We start from the raw sequence: 15,971 nt of genomic DNA on the forward strand, positions 1-15,971 counted from the left end.
ATAAGAGGGGTTTTTCTTCTTTTCTTTATGAAGAAGTTACACTTTCCGTTTCTTTGACCAATTGTTTCATGCGTTCACGGTCACGCTCTAAAACTGGCTTCAAGTATTGTCCTGTATAAGAAGCCTCTTCTTTTGCAATGTGCTCAGGGGTTCCAGAGGCAATGATCGTTCCGCCGCCTGCGCCGCCCTCTGGTCCGAGATCAACGAGGTAATCAGCAGCCTTGATAATGTCAAGGTTGTGCTCAATGACCAAGACCGTATCCCCGTTTTCAACCAAACGCTGAAGCACTTTTAATAAACGGGCAATATCATCCACATGCAGACCTGTTGTCGGCTCGTCCAAAATATAAAGAGACCTTCCGTTTGATCGGCGGTGAAGCTCAGATGCCAATTTCACGCGCTGCGCCTCTCCTCCGGACAATGTCGTTGCAGGCTGTCCAAGTGTAATGTATCCTAATCCAACATCATAAATCGTTTGAAGCTTCCGCTTAATTTTCGGGATGTTCTCGAAAAATTGGAGTGCGTCCTCCACCGTCATTTCAAGCACATCAGCAATGTTTTTCCCTTTATATGTGACCTCAAGTGTTTCGCGGTTATAACGTTTCCCATGACACACTTCACACGGTACATACACATCTGGCAAGAAGTGCATTTCAATTTTAATGATTCCATCTCCACGGCAAGCCTCACAGCGTCCGCCTTTCACGTTAAAGCTGAATCTGCCTTTTTTATAGCCTCGTACCTTTGCTTCATTGGTTTGTGCAAACACGTCCCGCACATCATCAAATACACCTGTATACGTGGCAGGGTTGGATCGTGGTGTACGGCCAATTGGTGATTGATCAATATCAATGACCTTATCCAAATGATCCATCCCTTTGATTTCCTTGTGCTGTCCTGGCTTCGCCTTCGCTCTGTGCAATTTTTGGGCCAGTGATTTTAATAGAATTTCATTCACAAGCGTACTTTTTCCTGAGCCAGATACACCGGTCACAGCTGTAAAAACGCCGAGCGGAAATTTTGTATTTACGTTTTTCAGGTTGTTTTCTTTTGCCCCTTTGATCTCAATATAGCGGCCGTCAGGCTTTCTTCTCTCGATCGGGAGCGGAATAAACTTCTCGCCAGATAAATATTGTCCTGTTAAGGATTTTGGATCTTTCATGACTTCTTCCGGCGTTCCAGCTGAAATCACTTCTCCTCCATGAACTCCTGCCCCAGGTCCAATATCTATTAAATAATCAGCAGCTAGCATCGTATCTTCATCATGCTCCACGACAATGAGTGTATTGCCGATGTCGCGCATGTTTTTCAATGTTCCAATCAAACGGTCATTATCACGCTGATGCAGACCAATGGATGGTTCATCTAAAATATAAAGAACACCTGTCAGCCTTGACCCGATTTGAGTCGCCAGGCGAATCCTCTGCGCCTCTCCACCTGAAAGTGTGCCAGCCGACCGGCTCAATGTTAGGTAATCTAATCCCACATTATTTAAGAAGGACAAGCGCTCTTTAATTTCACGTAAAATGAGCTGAGCAATCTGCAAATCTTTCTCAGACAACTCGATTTTTTCATAGAAATCAAGGGCATCAGAGACAGACAAATCGGTGATTTCTCCGATATGCTTACCATTGATGAGAACTGCCAGCGTTTCTTTTTTCAGACGATATCCTTTACATGTCGGACATGGCTGATTCGCCATATATTTTTCCATTTGCTCACGAATATAATCAGAGCTGGTTTCTTTATAGCGTCGTTCAATATTACGAAGAACACCTTCAAACTCAATTTCATTTTCACGTACCTGTCCAAAATCATTTTCGTATTTAAAATAAATCCGCTCAGATCCGCTTCCATATAAAATTTTATCGAATAAATGCGACGGTATATCTTTCACAGGAATGTCCATGTCAATGCCATAATGTGTACATACGGTCTCAAGAAGCTGCGGATAGTATTGCGAGCTTTGCGGTTCCCATGGTGCAATGGCATGCTGTCGTAAAGTTAAATCCTTATTAGGAATGACAAGTTCAGGGTCGACTTCTAGTTTAGAACCGAGCCCATCACAGCTCGGGCAGGCACCGAAAGGACTATTAAACGAAAACATTCTTGGCTCAAGCTCACCGATAGAGAATCCGCAATGCGGACAAGCATGATGTTCGCTGAATAACAGCTCTTCTTGTCCGATCACATCAATCATCACCCGGCCTTCACCTAGCCGCAGCGCAGTTTCAAGAGAGTCAGACAGACGAGCAGCCACGCCTTCCTTCACCACAATACGATCAATTACCACTTCGATAGAATGCTTCTTGTTCTTTTCAAGCTCGATCTCTTCAGAAAGGTCTTCCATCTCTCCATCGACTCTCACACGGACATAGCCCTGCTTCCGAATTTGATCAAGTACTTTCACATGTGTTCCTTTGCGACCGGACACAACCGGGGCAAGCACTTGCAATTTCGTTCTTTCTGGATATTCTAAAATACGATCTGTCATCTGCTCAATCGTTTGTGACGTAATTTCAATCCCATGTATAGGACAAATCGGTTTTCCAACCCGAGCATACAAGAGACGCAAGTAATCATAAATTTCAGTAACAGTTCCAACCGTTGATCTAGGGTTCCGGCTCGTCGTTTTCTGATCAATACTAATCGCCGGAGAAAGACCTTCAATGGCATCTACATCCGGTTTATCCATTTGACCAAGAAATTGGCGTGCATACGCTGAAAGAGATTCAACGTACCTGCGCTGACCCTCGGCATAAATGGTATCAAAGGCAAGCGACGATTTTCCTGAACCAGATAATCCCGTGATGACCACTAACTGGTCACGCGGGATATTTACATCAATATTTTTAAGGTTGTGGGCTCTAGCACCTTTCACCTCTATTCGTTCCATAGCCATCGGGCAATCATCCTTCCGCTTTTAGCTCTAGCAATAGATCTCTTAATTCTGCTGCTTTTTCAAAATCAAGCGCTTTTGCTGCGTCTTTCATTTCCATCTCGACCTTTTCGATCACTTTTTCTCGTTCTTTTTTGCTCATTTTCGACAGCTTTGGTGCTGCTTTTGTTTCGTATTCTTCCGTATCCTCATGTATCTTTGTTGCCTTAATGACATCTCGAATTTTCTTATGGATGGTTTGCGGAGTGATCCCGAATTTCTCGTTATATGCTTCTTGCTGTTCTCTTCTACGCTTCGTTTCTTGAATCGCAATGTCCATCGATTTCGTCATATTGTCTGCATACATAATGACTCGGCCTTCTGCATTTCTCGCTGCACGGCCAATCGTCTGGATGAGGGATCTTTCAGAGCGCAAAAAGCCTTCCTTATCCGCATCTAAAATTGCCACGAGCGACACTTCTGGAATATCCAGCCCTTCACGAAGAAGGTTGATTCCAACAAGCACATCATATTTTCCGAGACGTAAATCACGAATAATTTCAATCCGCTCAAGGGTCTTAATTTCTGAATGCAAATAATTCACTTTGATGCCAATCTCTTTTAAATAATCTGTGAGATCCTCAGACATTTTCTTCGTCAACGTAGTCACAAGCACACGCTCATTTTTCTCAACTCGTGCATGAATTTCTCCAATTAAATCATCAATTTGCCCTTCAATTGGACGGACTTCAATGATTGGATCAAGTAAACCTGTTGGACGGATAATTTGTTCCACAACCTCTGGCGTTTTCTCAAGCTCGTATGGACCAGGCGTTGCAGATACATGCACAATATGGTTGATATGCTTTTCAAACTCATCAAAGGTGAGCGGTCTGTTATCAAGAGCGGATGGCAGACGGAATCCGTGATCAACCAACACTTGCTTTCTCGCTTGGTCCCCATTGTACATAGCGCGGACTTGAGGAATCGTTACGTGCGACTCATCAACAACGATCATAAAATCATCTGGGAAATAATCAAGCAGTGTGTAAGGTGTTGAACCAGGAGGACGCAAAGTCAGATGTCTTGAATAGTTCTCGATTCCTGAACAAAAACCCATCTCTCTCATCATCTCAAGATCGTATCTTGTCCGCTGCTCAAGGCGCTGTGCTTCAAGCAGTTTTCCGTTTTCACGAAGCTTCTCGAGCTGCTCTTCAAGCTCTTGCTCAATATTGATAATTGCTTTTTCCATCTTTTCTTCTCTTGTGACGAAGTGAGATGCTGGGAAAATAGCCACATGATCACGATCACCAAGTATTTCTCCAGTCAGTGCATCCACTTCACGTATACGTTCAATTTCATCACCGAAAAACTCCACTCTGATACAATGCTCATCTCGTGAAGCAGGAAAAATCTCAACGACGTCTCCTCGGACTCGGAAGGTTCCGCGCTGAAAATCTATATCATTACGAGAATACTGAATATCCACCAGCTTACGAAGAAGCTGATTGCGTTCAATCTCCATTTCAGTACGTAAAGACAGAACAAGCTCTCGGTATTCCTCTGGCGAACCTAAGCCATAAATACAGGACACACTGGCAATGATAATGACATCTCTTCTCTCAAATAACGAGGATGTAGCGGAGTGCCGCAGCTTATCAATCTCATCATTGATGCTGGCATCCTTCTCAATAAATGTATCAGTCTGAGGCACATATGCCTCCGGCTGGTAATAATCATAGTAACTCACAAAATATTCAACAGCATTATTCGGAAAGAATTCCTTGAATTCGCTGTACAGCTGACCGGCAAGTGTCTTATTATGCGCAATGACAAGTGTCGGTTTATTCACTTCTTTGATCAGGTTGGATACAGTAAAGGTCTTTCCCGTACCTGTAGCACCTAACAGCGTTTGATGCTGTTTCCCCTGATGGATCCCCTCAACAAGCTTTTCAATCGCCTTTGGCTGATCTCCTTGGGGCTGATAGTTAGAAACTAATTCAAAGCGGTCACTCACATCAAAGCCTCCGTTTCGTTACGAAATCTATCTAATGAATATATTATCATAAAAGGACACAAAAATACGAACTAAAGTTCGGGCTTATGCTTGATTTTTATTTCCAATACAGTCATACCCTCTCTCCCAAGGCAAATAACCCTCTTAAAAAAACCTTCCTTTCAGTATGGAACATTTTGGAGTGAGATATTCGATGAGCAGAAAAAGAGCACAAAAAGAAAGCTGCACTCACTAAAAATTGTAAGCACAGCTCTTGTTTAAAAATACCATCATGCTCTTGATGACGATGACATCAATGATGTTTTTCAGCTTTTTCTCTTTTTTCGATTTCTTTCTTAGCCATAAACAATGCCCCTGCTACTAAAGAAATAATATCTAATCCCACAATAAAGTAGGTTTCTGTATAGCCCTTCATGTACGAAGCAAATAAAAGCGCTGCTGTTAATGCAATGCCGACGTAATGATTATAAGTAACCTTTGAAAATAAAATAACGAGCAGGAAAGGAAAAACTAGTGCAAATATGGCTTTTGTAATCACAAAAACCCTCCCTCATCATGGTCTACTCCCTTGATTATAGTAAAGATTGGCATATTGAACAATTCACAGTTTTCAATTTCACCTATTTTTCTTTTGGTTCGGAGACTTTTGTTATAGAAATAGAAGGAAATTAGTGAGATTGTCCCCTTTATAAAGATAGGTCTTTACGTCTTTGACAATAACATCCAATAAATCCTATGATTAAAAATGATAGTGCGCACTATCATTTTAAAAAATAGAGAGACATACAAACCATTGGCTATTTGGATAAGGGGGCATTCCCATGTATTCAGTTTTATTTCATGCGGCTGAAGAATCCGCAGCACTCGCAGGGGCAAAAGGCCTAAATTTAATCAAATTAAACAATCACGGCCTTCCAGTCCCAGATGGATTTATTATCAAAACCAACAGCTTTGCAAGCTTTCTTTCATATCACAATCTGCAGCCATCAGAACAAAACCTTGAACAACAAATCAAAGAAGCATCGTTTCCTTCACAAATGGAAGCAGAGCTGCTTTCGTCCTTTCAATCATTGCGGAAGACTTATCCCTCAGTTGCAGTCCGATCCTCTGCTGTTGCTGAAGATCTCGAAGGCGCCTCATTTGCAGGACAGTACGAGACCTATTTAAATATCAATTCAAATGAAGAATTTTTACTAGCTGTCAAAGAATGCTGGTCTTCTTATTTTGCAGCGAGAGTCGCACAATATAAAGAAGAGATGGCTGAAAACGAGGAAGACATGCCGCTTATGGCTGTTGTCGTTCAAGGATTGGTCCATTCTGACGTCTCCGGTGTCATCTTTAGTGAGAATCCCATATCGGGAAAAACAAATGAAATTATGCTGACAGCAAGCTACGGACTAGGAGAAGCAATCGTCTCCGGTCTTGTGACACCTGACACATTTATTGTAGATAAGGAAAACTTTTTGATTGAAAAATCACTTGGGACGAAAGAGCTGCAAATTGTTCCTGACCATGAGGGTGTCATCGAACAGCCAGTAGCAGAAAAAATGGCTGATCAATTTTGCTTGAGCGATGATCAATTGGTAGAAATTACACAAATCACAAAACAAGTAGAGGCACTTTACGGACATGGAGTCGATATCGAATTTGGTATAGCAAATGGATCGTTTTATTTACTTCAAGCAAGACCGATTACCACAGCTCTCTCAAAATCAGCAAATGAAACAGCAGGTGCTTCTTTTCTCATGCAGCCAGAAGAGCTGCAAGATTTCTGGATTTCAATGGACGACCATATGCCTGGTCCAACGAGCCCTCTTTTTTCAAGCCTGATCATCCCAGCATTAAAAAACGGGCTAAAGAAAAATGGAGAAAAATATCAAGTACCTGACATGAACATCAAAGATATTAAGCTTTACAGAGGCCACCTATACTCGGCACCGGAAATGTCTCAAGCGGGAGAGACAGATGCACCCGTTTTTAATGAAAGTATGTTTGAGTTATTTCCGCATCTAAGTGAACGGATGTATAAGATTCTAGAAGAAAACTTCTTTCCATTTTACGAAAAACTCGATCGCCAAATGAATGAGCCTATGACCATTGAAAAAGCAATCGAAGGCTTTGAAGAATTAAAGGCTTTTTATATACAAGCATATGATGATCATTTTGATATCCTCATGCCACAAGTCATTCTATCATCCATAATCGAAGACATGCTTGTGACGTATACCGGTGATCAAACACAAGTCGTCTTGCTGCACGAAATGATGATAGGCGTGATGAACAAATCTCTTGAAACAGATAAGATGCTATCGGATATAGCAAAGGAAGTCCTTCAAGATCCAGAACTTCATCAAGCATTTATTCAGCATGAAAAGAACCCAGAGCTGTTGTATGCACTCAATCACTCGAAAAAAGGAAAACACTTCATTTCGAAATTAGAGGAATTTCTCCAAGTTTACGGCTGGCGATCTGTTAAAAGTCATGACTTTACGGAAGAAACATGGATAGAGAACCCTGAGTATATATTAGATATCATTAGAAATAACATTCAGTCCCAATGTGATTTTGATGAAGAATTTGCAAAAGCAGTTATCAAAAGACAAGAGACGTATAAAAATTTTATGAGTCAAGTGAAGGATGAGTCGTTTAAAACAAAATTTGAGACGCTGTATCAATTTGCCGTTCAAGCAGCGAACATCCGAGATGACCACCACTTCTACATTGATGCCATGTTAGATGCTAAAGCCCGGGTATATCTATTAAAAATTGGTGAACTTCTTACACAAAAAGGAGCCATTCTTCATCAAGATGATATATGGAATCTCTATGCTGAAGAGGTACACCAAGCGCTCACAACGTCTACTTCATTCGAATCGGTTGTCCAGCAAAGAAAAATAGAAATGAAAGAAAATGAAGACATTCAACTCCCAGCTTACACCGGCACACCAACTGAAGCTGAATTGCAGCAAGTGGAAAGAATGCTTGGTTCGTTAAGAGAAAATGAAAACAACACACACGATGTGATCCATGGAATCGGCGCATCCAGCGGTATTGTTTCTGGAAGAGTAAAAGTCATTACATGCGCTGAAGAATTCTCACAATTTCAAAAGGATGATATTTTAGTTTGCAAATCGACTACCCCCTTATGGACGAGCTTATTTAGAGATGCAAAAGCAGTCATCACAGATGCTGGAGGCATTTTGTCTCATTCAGCTATTATCGCTAGAGAGTATATGATGCCAGCTGTCCTAGGGACTAGAAGAGCGACTGAAACACTTCAATCCGGTGACCTTGTGACAGTAGATGGCAGCAATGGACGCGTTCAGATATTAAAGCAGCATTCACGTTCATAAACTTATCATATTGGCGGTCATAGATTTTATCGGTATACTTACTTTGTTGCAAACACATTCATAACCTGAGGTGAGTATGCTTGTTAAAATCTACAAATCAACGAATCATTCGCGCAACAATGGATTTATTAACTGAAAAGGGCTATCAAAAAACAACAACCAAAGAAATAGCGACAAAAGCGAATGTGAGTGAAGCAACTATTTTCCGCAACTTTAAAAACAAACGCGGCGTCATTGCTGCCATTATGAAGATGAAATCATTACCGACAAAAACCCTAGAAGCAGAATTTAAAGGCGATCTATACACCGATTTAAAGTTTCTCGGTACCTATTTCCTTGAAAATTTGACTTCCAAAAAAGAATTTATTTATATCAGCATGCGAGAACCGGATATGTTTAAGGATTTAACGAATCATGAAAAGATATATCCTCAAGAACTGAGAGAAATGCTGATACAATATTTCAAAAAGATGGGTGCTCAGCATCATGTATTAAAAGGAAAAGAAGACATTTATGCAGACATCTTCATTAGTACGTATTACGGATTTTTCATTCAGCAGCTAGAGCAAGATTTCCAACTCGTGCTCACACAAAAAGAAGATTTTATTGAGACATGCACACACATTTTCATGAGAGGAATTTCTCCCGCTTAAAGGGTGAAATTCTTCTTTTTTACAAAAGGTGGTATAAACATTGAAGTTAAACAAAGAGAGCCTCATCATCTATTCTTTGTTGCTTGGGGCTATACTAGTTCCAGTCAACTCAACGATGATCGCAGTTGCTCTATCGTCCATATCAACTTATTATCATCAGTCCCTTTCAAACATCACTTGGGTTGTCACGATTTACCTTATTGTCATGGCTGTCACTCAGCCTATCGCTGGTAAGTTAGGAGATATATACGGACACCGGCGAATGTATTTAATTGGTGTGATGCTTTTTTTAGTTGGTTCGATTGGATGTGCTTTAGCACCTAATCTAGCTTTTCTCATCACCTTTCGTTCCATTCAAGCAGCTGGTGGTGCTATTTTAACACCAAATAGTATCGCATTGATTCGTGCAACAGTATCCTCTGAAAAACTATCTAAAGCAATGGGGTACTTTGGATTTGGAGCCGGTATAGGTGCCGCACTTGGACCTTTTATAGGTTCAATTCTCATTCAGAGTTTTGATTGGCACTCTATATTCTTAGTTAATATCCCATTCTTGTTCCTTACACTTGTGACCGGCGTATTCCTCATTCCAAAAATAAAGCATACACGCTTACAAGCAAGTGTCGACATCATGGGTTCATTGTACTTAACCGTCGGGATTGCCACACTCATTTTATGCACCAAAAGCCAATTACTAAATGAATACTTGATCTATGGCATTCTAGCATTGATTGTGATTCCTTTATTTTTTAAACATGTACGGAAAGTAAAAAATCCAATCATCGATCTATCCCTATTTAAAAACAGTTCATTTACAAATGCGAATTTGTCGATCATGCTAAGTAATTTTGTGATGTATGCCATCCTTTTGATTATGCCGCTGTTTATGGAACAACGACTTGCACTTTCTCATACACAAAGCGGTATTATTCTATCGATATTTTCACTTTGCATGTCAATTAGCGGTTTATTAGGGGCAAGACTTCATCCAAAAAAAGGCGCGAAAAAAATGATTCGCTTTTCATTTCTCTGCCTCACTTTATCAGGCATCATGTTAATTACACTGAATCAGTACCCCACCTTACCACTGCTTATCGTGACACTAGTCGCAGGTGGAATTTCATCAGGAATTGGTATGACCAGTATGCAGATGGCTTCTTTAACCTCTGTTGATCAAAGCTTATCTGGTTCAGCATCTGGTATTTTCTCTACCTTTCGATATTTTGGCAGCATCATTTCATCTACATTAATTGGGATCATGAGTGGTTTTCAATCTTTATTTATTGTATTAATGGGCGCAGGTATCCTTGGTTTCTTTTTATCTCAACGCGTAAAAACAAAATCAACCTCTCCATCATCTGAACATTCCGCCTAGTGACTCCCTTCGCTCTATCTATTTTTAGAGCAGGGGAGTTTTCATCATTTGGATCACTGTAAGCTATTACGACTGCGATTATCAAATCTTGAAAATCGTCTTTCAAAGACACAAAAATGACATATGACCGGGCAAAAAAGGAACTTCAGGTGCAAATTCTCCCACTCACTCACCTAAAAGCCATTTTCCACCTCTTTCTTCATGGATAACTTCGATTTTTTTTCACAATTTTTGTGGTATGCTTTTTGAAAATAGAGAACGCAAAGGAGCGGAAGAATGGAACGTGTGAAATATGTTTTGATCTGTTTATCAGCTCTACTGTTATTCCTGACGGGCTGCGGAAAAGAACAGCAATTTACGCCGCCTGGCAGCTCTCAATCGATCGCTGTCATCTCTCAATTAAAAAAAGCCTCCTTTTCAATAGTTGATTTACAAAAGAATAAAACGGTCTCTTCTGTGGATCTAAAACACCCACTCACTGATCTTATTCAAATCAACAAAAACGTCATCATCGCCACAAGTAAAGAAGGGGAATCCCTTATTGAAATTAATTTAAAAAAGGGGACAGCAACAGAGTATATGGATGTGAGTAAAGGGCTGACTTCACTTACATATGATGCAGCTTCTCATACATTAATTGCTGCTGATTCACAGAAAAATGTCGTTTATTTAATAGATACGCAGCGTAAAAAAATAAAAGCGACTGTGAAAACTGGAAAGCTCCCCTCTTCTATGACACTTTCTTCTTCAGGTATTTTATTTGTTTTAAATGCAGAAAGTCATACTGTCTCCGTCATAGATATTGAAAAGGAAAAAAATATACGTACATTCTCTGTCCTTGAACGGCCTTCTGGAATTCATTTTGATGGACAGTCCATTTGGATTGGTGGCCACGGTAAATCAGGCACTTTAAATCAAAGTATTTTTGCTTACGACCCTAAAACAGGTAAAAAACAGCGTGAAATAAAACTAGGCGTTATGCCTGTTGCATTTTTTTCAGAGAAAAAATCTTCTATTTTATATGTACTATGTCATGGAGATCATACGTTATACAAAGTAGATACCAAAACAAATAAACAGCTTGCTTCGGTTGAAACTGGTCAAAATCCAAATTATATCACCGCTGATACCACATCTATATATGTGAGTAACTTGGATGACAACTCAGTATCCATCTTTGATAAACACTCACTCATCTTGAAAAATCGATTGAATGTCCCATCAGGACCTTATGCTATCGTGTTGGAGGAAAAGAAATGAAGGAACAAATGCATATTTTAATCGTAGATGATGAGCTCGATATGCTTGAGCTCATCGGGTCTTTTTTGAAGAAACAAGGCTTTCACATAATCACTGCAAATACTGGAATGGATGCCTTACATCAGCTAGAAAAGGAACCCGTTGATCTTGTTGTATTGGATATCATGATGCCTGATATGGATGGTTTTGAAGTCTGTCAGCGTATTCGAGAAACATCTCAAATTCCAGTTTTATTCTTAACAGCGAGAAGTTATGAGGAGGATCGAATTAGAGGTCTTGAAATTGGAGCGGATGACTACATCATGAAGCCTTTCAGCCTGCGTGAGCTTGCAGCAAGAATTGAAACAACCTTAAGACGTATTAGAGGTCTTTCACTAAAGCGCAGCAGAATACAATTTGGCGACATAGAGATCGATCAAGACGGCAGACAAGTTTATCTCCATCAACTGCCCGTTAATTTAACAAGAAGAGAATTTGATTTACTCATGTTTCTTTTTCACAATCAAGGCCAAGTGTTTTCACGAGAACAGCTATATCAAAAATTGTGGGAATCACATTCAACGAGCGGCTCTTTAAGAACAGTCGATACACATATCAAAACACTGCGACTGAAATTAACAGGAGCAGAACGTTATATTAAAACTGTTTGGGGTGTCGGCTATAAGTTTGAGGAGGACGAATGAAGCCATTATCTATTAAAAAGAAAGTACTCTTCTTAATCCTTGCAGTGATCGGAATCGTTGCAGCCTCAGCGCTTGCCCTAACCTATTACTTATATCAGCACTTATATATTGATAAGCAGATTGATTCCTTAAGTGTACAGGGTAAGAAGCTGGCAGAAATCTATCACACACACGGGAAAGACACGTATTTTACCGATAGAATGAAATGGGCAAACGATTCAAGTCAAGCGAATGTTATTTTTACAGATGATCCAATGGAGCTTTCAAGTGGTCTGCCTTTTGATACGAATACCAATGATAATCTCATTACGTTCAAGGAACGTCAAAAGCTCCTTCAAGGTGAGACCGTCGTGTTAATTAGAGAACACCCACAATTTCACCAAGATATTCTTGGTATCGCCATCCCTGTTTTTTCAAGCAACGATGATCTGTCGGGGACTATTTTCCTCTCCATGCCTTTATCTGATGTGTATGAACCCTTTGTCCAAATTAGATTGACGCTTGGCATATCCATTTTATTGATTCTGCTCCTGATTTTCTTGATTGGATATAAGAGCTCCAATAAAGTTGTGCAGACAATAAATAAAATGAAAGAAATTGCAATGGAAATGGAATCTGGCGACTTCTCAAAACGAATGGCCGTAACCAAAAATGGAGACGAACTAAACCAGCTTAGCCGCTCTTTTAATAAACTGTCTTCTACCCTCGAAAAAGTTGAACAGCACCGCAGGGAATTTCTTGCGAATGTCTCTCACGAACTTAGAACTCCATTAAGTTATATGAAAGGCTATGCAGAAGGAATTGAAGAAGGAGTCATTGATCAGAAAAAGGGAATGCGTATCATCCAAGATGAGGCCACACGTTTAAGCCGGCTTGTTCACGATCTTTTAGATCTTGCACAGTTAGAAGGGGACTCTTATCCACTAACGACGGAGCCAATCGTCTTTGCTCAGCTGATCCACGATGTTCTTGATCAAATGGCATTTATCGCTGACAAAAAAAGCATATCTCTCAATCGGGCGCTTGAAGAGGATTGCATTGTTTATGGTGATAGCGATCGCCTACAGCAAGTGGTTCGTAATTTACTGGACAATGCCATTCATTACACGCCCTCTGGGAAGTCCATTTCGGTTGAATTACATGTTCTGCACAGCACAGCTGAACTGAGAGTGACGGACGAAGGAAATGGCATTCCAAAAGAAGACCTCCCGCATGTGTTTGAACGATTTTATCGAGTAAATAAGGCACGCACGAGAAAGGATGGCGGCTCTGGACTTGGACTAGCCATTGTCTATCAAATCATCAAAAAACATCATGGTACGTTCGATATTCAATCTGAGCCTGGCATCGGTACAACAGCCATCATTCAGCTTCCTCATGCTACATTCAATGAGAGCTCACCTACTCAATAGCTACTCACATATCTTATTCTCATTGGAATCTCTTCTTTATCTGATAGATTCTGTATCCATAGCATGTGTCTACAACTTGAACAGCTCTTTTCACCAAGAGCTGTTTTTTATTTCTAAAAAATAAAAAAATGGTCTTTTTTTATTAACATTTTATTCATATTTGCTTGTTACACTTTTTTCAAGTGAAGAAAAAGGAGTGACATGCTTTTGATCAGACGTTTTCAGAAATTTGATATTTATTTATTTTTCATATTGATCTTATCTACCATCTTAAACATTTATCACATTTGGAAAGATGATACGGTGAATGCGTATTATACTGCGGCTGTCACAAGTATGATGAAAAGTTGGCATAATTTCTTCTTTGCTTCATTTGATCCAGCAGGGTATGTCACGGTGGATAAACCACCGCTCACCTTCTGGCTGCAAACGATCAGTGCCAAAATTTTTGGTCTTCATGGATGGAGCATCATCTTGCCGCAAGCTTTAGCTGCCATTGGATCTGTTTATCTGATCTATCGTCTTGTCAAACCAACCTTTGGTCAAGCAGCGGCAAGATTAGCGGCACTTATCATGGCGTGTACACCTATTGCGGTTGCGGTATCTCGCACAAATAATATTGACAGCTTACTTGTCTTTATACTTTTACTAGCAACAGGAATGATGTTCAAGGCTGTAAAACAGCAAAAGGTGCTTTGGGCGTTTTCTTCATTTGCGATGATTGGCGTCGGGTTTAATACAAAAATGCTACAAGCCTATATGATCGTACCAGCACTCATTCTTTTTTACATCATTGCTTATCGAACGACATGGAAGAAAAAATTACTCTCACTGATAGTTTCAATGATTGTCCTTTTAGGTGTATCTGCTTCATGGTCCATAGCGGTTGATCTCACTGCCAAAGACAATCGCCCTTATATGGGATCAAGTCAATCGAATTCTGCATTAGAATTAGCCTTTGGTTACAACGGTCTCCAGCGGCTGACTGGTCAACAGTCTGGCGGTGGTGGCGGAATAGGCGGCGGCTCAAGTAAGGATGAAGGTCATCCCCCTTCTCAGCAAAACGATGATGATTCATCCACGATGCCTCAGCCGCCATCTGATGGTAATCAAAACAGCTCAGACAGCTCAAATCAATCTTCCAGTCAGGAACAACCGTTTATGCAAGGACCGCCGAGTCAAGCAAATGGCACGACACCACCTGACATGCCTTCAGGAAGAGAGGGAGGAAACGGCGATGGTCCACCTTTTGGCGGAGGCGGCAAGATGGGAAATGGCTCCGGCATGTTTGGTACAGGAACCAAGGGGCCATTACGTCTGTTCCAATCTGAATTATCCGATCAAATCAGCTGGCTGCTTCCATTCGCTATCTTTGGCACAATTGGGATCTTCTTATCGACAGTATTTGAAAGAAGACGTCTCAATACAAAACAAAAAGAAACGCTATTTTGGTTAGCTTGGCTTATACCAGTTGCAGGATTTTTCAGTGTAGCAGGGTTTTTCCATCATTATTATTTGATCATGCTGGCACCGCCAATTGCCGTATTAGCAGGGGCAGGCTGGGTCGCCTTGACTCAATTGTTCCAAACAGAAACTGGCTTTAAAAAATGGCTGCTTCCGATTGCCATTTTGGTGACGACAGCATTTGAAATCTTTATCTTATCTACCTTTACAAGCACCATTGGTTTTGGCTTAAGCATTGCCGTCGGTCTCATTGGCATTGGCTCCGTCCTTGCGCTTTTCTTTACAAAAGGAAAAGCAAAGCTAAAACAAGTGATTTCTCTCATAGCTATTCTTGGTATGTTGATCACACCGCTGTATTGGGCAAGCACCCCCCTTCTTTACGGAGGAAACAGCATGCTTCCAGAGGCTGGTCCTCAGCTTGCAACTTCAAGCGTCAGCATGAGTTCACAGGTAAATGAAAAGCTGATCAGCTACCTTGAAAAAAACAATACAGGTGAAGAATTCCTGTTTGGTACAACTGATGCAACTACTGCCGCTCCTTATATTATCAAAACAGGGAATGCGGTGATGGCGCTAGGTGGTTTTAGTGGATCCGATAACATTTTAACGCTTAGCGAATTTAAACAGCTCGTCAAAGACGGGAAAATCAAATACTTCTACCTCTCTGGCATGAGAGGCGGAAGCACAGATATTCTGACTTGGGTTCAGAAAAATGGAAAGAAAGTCGCTGCTTCTAAATGGCAACATCTTTCTTCAACTGAAACGAAGACAACAGGAAGCTCGAACAGTCAGTCATCTAAACAATCTGATTCAGCCAATGGACAAAGGGGCGGAATGGAGAACGGTACCCTTTACGAACTATCTGTCGACTAAATC

10 protein-coding genes are annotated in these 15,971 nt (G+C 40.7%); 7 read left to right on the forward strand and 3 right to left on the reverse strand.

Going from position 1 to position 15,971, the window contains the following annotated elements; all coding sequences use genetic code 11:
• Window positions 1-25: 25 nt before the first annotated feature.
• The 3 genes from uvrA to AKG37_RS08600 form a co-directional block, all read right to left on the reverse strand.
• The gene (gene uvrA, locus AKG37_RS08590; RefSeq protein WP_060698420.1) at window positions 26-2,902 is read right to left on the reverse strand and encodes an excinuclease ABC subunit UvrA; all 2,877 of its coding nucleotides are present in this window, start codon (window positions 2,900-2,902) and stop codon (window positions 26-28) included.
• Between the two features lie 7 nt (window positions 2,903-2,909).
• Window positions 2,910-4,895 (reverse strand): excinuclease ABC subunit UvrB, encoded by a 1,986-nt coding sequence (gene uvrB, locus AKG37_RS08595; RefSeq protein WP_060698421.1) that lies wholly within the window; start codon window positions 4,893-4,895, stop codon window positions 2,910-2,912.
• A 292-nt stretch (window positions 4,896-5,187) separates the two neighbouring features.
• On the reverse strand, window positions 5,188-5,433 hold the full coding sequence (locus AKG37_RS08600; RefSeq protein WP_034318699.1) for a CsbA family protein: 246 nt from the start codon (window positions 5,431-5,433) through the stop codon (window positions 5,188-5,190).
• Window positions 5,434-5,716: 283 nt separating this feature from the next.
• Between AKG37_RS08600 and AKG37_RS08605 the strand changes: the two genes are divergently transcribed.
• From AKG37_RS08605 to AKG37_RS08635, 7 genes are all read left to right on the forward strand, one after another.
• Window positions 5,717-8,248 carry a PEP/pyruvate-binding domain-containing protein gene (locus AKG37_RS08605; protein ID WP_060698422.1) on the forward strand — a complete coding sequence of 844 codons (2,532 nt, stop codon included), beginning with the start codon at window positions 5,717-5,719 and terminating at the stop codon, window positions 8,246-8,248.
• Between the two features lie 80 nt (window positions 8,249-8,328).
• Window positions 8,329-8,901: a TetR/AcrR family transcriptional regulator gene (locus AKG37_RS08610; RefSeq protein WP_060698423.1), complete on the forward strand. Its 573-nt coding sequence runs from the start codon at window positions 8,329-8,331 to the stop codon at window positions 8,899-8,901.
• Between the two features lie 40 nt (window positions 8,902-8,941).
• On the forward strand, window positions 8,942-10,276 hold the full coding sequence (locus AKG37_RS08615) for an MFS transporter (RefSeq protein ID WP_060698424.1): 1,335 nt from the start codon (window positions 8,942-8,944) through the stop codon (window positions 10,274-10,276).
• Between the two features lie 276 nt (window positions 10,277-10,552).
• Complete coding sequence (locus AKG37_RS08620; RefSeq protein ID WP_060698425.1) at window positions 10,553-11,536, forward strand: YncE family protein; 984 nt, start codon at window positions 10,553-10,555, stop codon at window positions 11,534-11,536.
• Window positions 11,533-12,219: a response regulator transcription factor gene (locus AKG37_RS08625; RefSeq protein ID WP_060698426.1), complete on the forward strand. Its 687-nt coding sequence runs from the start codon at window positions 11,533-11,535 to the stop codon at window positions 12,217-12,219. The genes AKG37_RS08620 and AKG37_RS08625 overlap by 4 nt, the downstream gene beginning before the upstream one ends.
• Window positions 12,216-13,631 (forward strand): HAMP domain-containing sensor histidine kinase, encoded by a 1,416-nt coding sequence (locus AKG37_RS08630; protein WP_060698427.1) that lies wholly within the window; start codon window positions 12,216-12,218, stop codon window positions 13,629-13,631. Before AKG37_RS08625 ends, AKG37_RS08630 begins: the two co-directional genes overlap by 4 nt.
• A gap of 207 nt (window positions 13,632-13,838) precedes the next feature.
• Entirely contained in the window at window positions 13,839-15,968 is a 2,130-nt protein-coding gene (locus AKG37_RS08635; RefSeq protein WP_060698428.1) for an ArnT family glycosyltransferase, read from the forward strand.
• Window positions 15,969-15,971: the final 3 nt, after the last annotated feature.

The organism is Bacillus australimaris, from assembly GCF_001307105.1.
Lineage (GTDB): Bacteria > Bacillota > Bacilli > Bacillales > Bacillaceae > Bacillus > Bacillus australimaris.

Coding starts and splice junctions, on each gene's coding strand:
- uvrA (WP_060698420.1), bottom strand. CDS start 2,902: ATGGCTATGGAACGAATAGAGGTGAAAGGTGCTAGAGCCCACAACCTT.
- AKG37_RS08605 (WP_060698422.1), top strand. CDS start 5,717: ATGTATTCAGTTTTATTTCATGCGGCTGAAGAATCCGCAGCACTCGCA.
- AKG37_RS08620 (WP_060698425.1), top strand. CDS start 10,553: ATGGAACGTGTGAAATATGTTTTGATCTGTTTATCAGCTCTACTGTTA.
- AKG37_RS08625 (WP_060698426.1), top strand. CDS start 11,533: ATGAAGGAACAAATGCATATTTTAATCGTAGATGATGAGCTCGATATG.
- AKG37_RS08630 (WP_060698427.1), top strand. CDS start 12,216: ATGAAGCCATTATCTATTAAAAAGAAAGTACTCTTCTTAATCCTTGCA.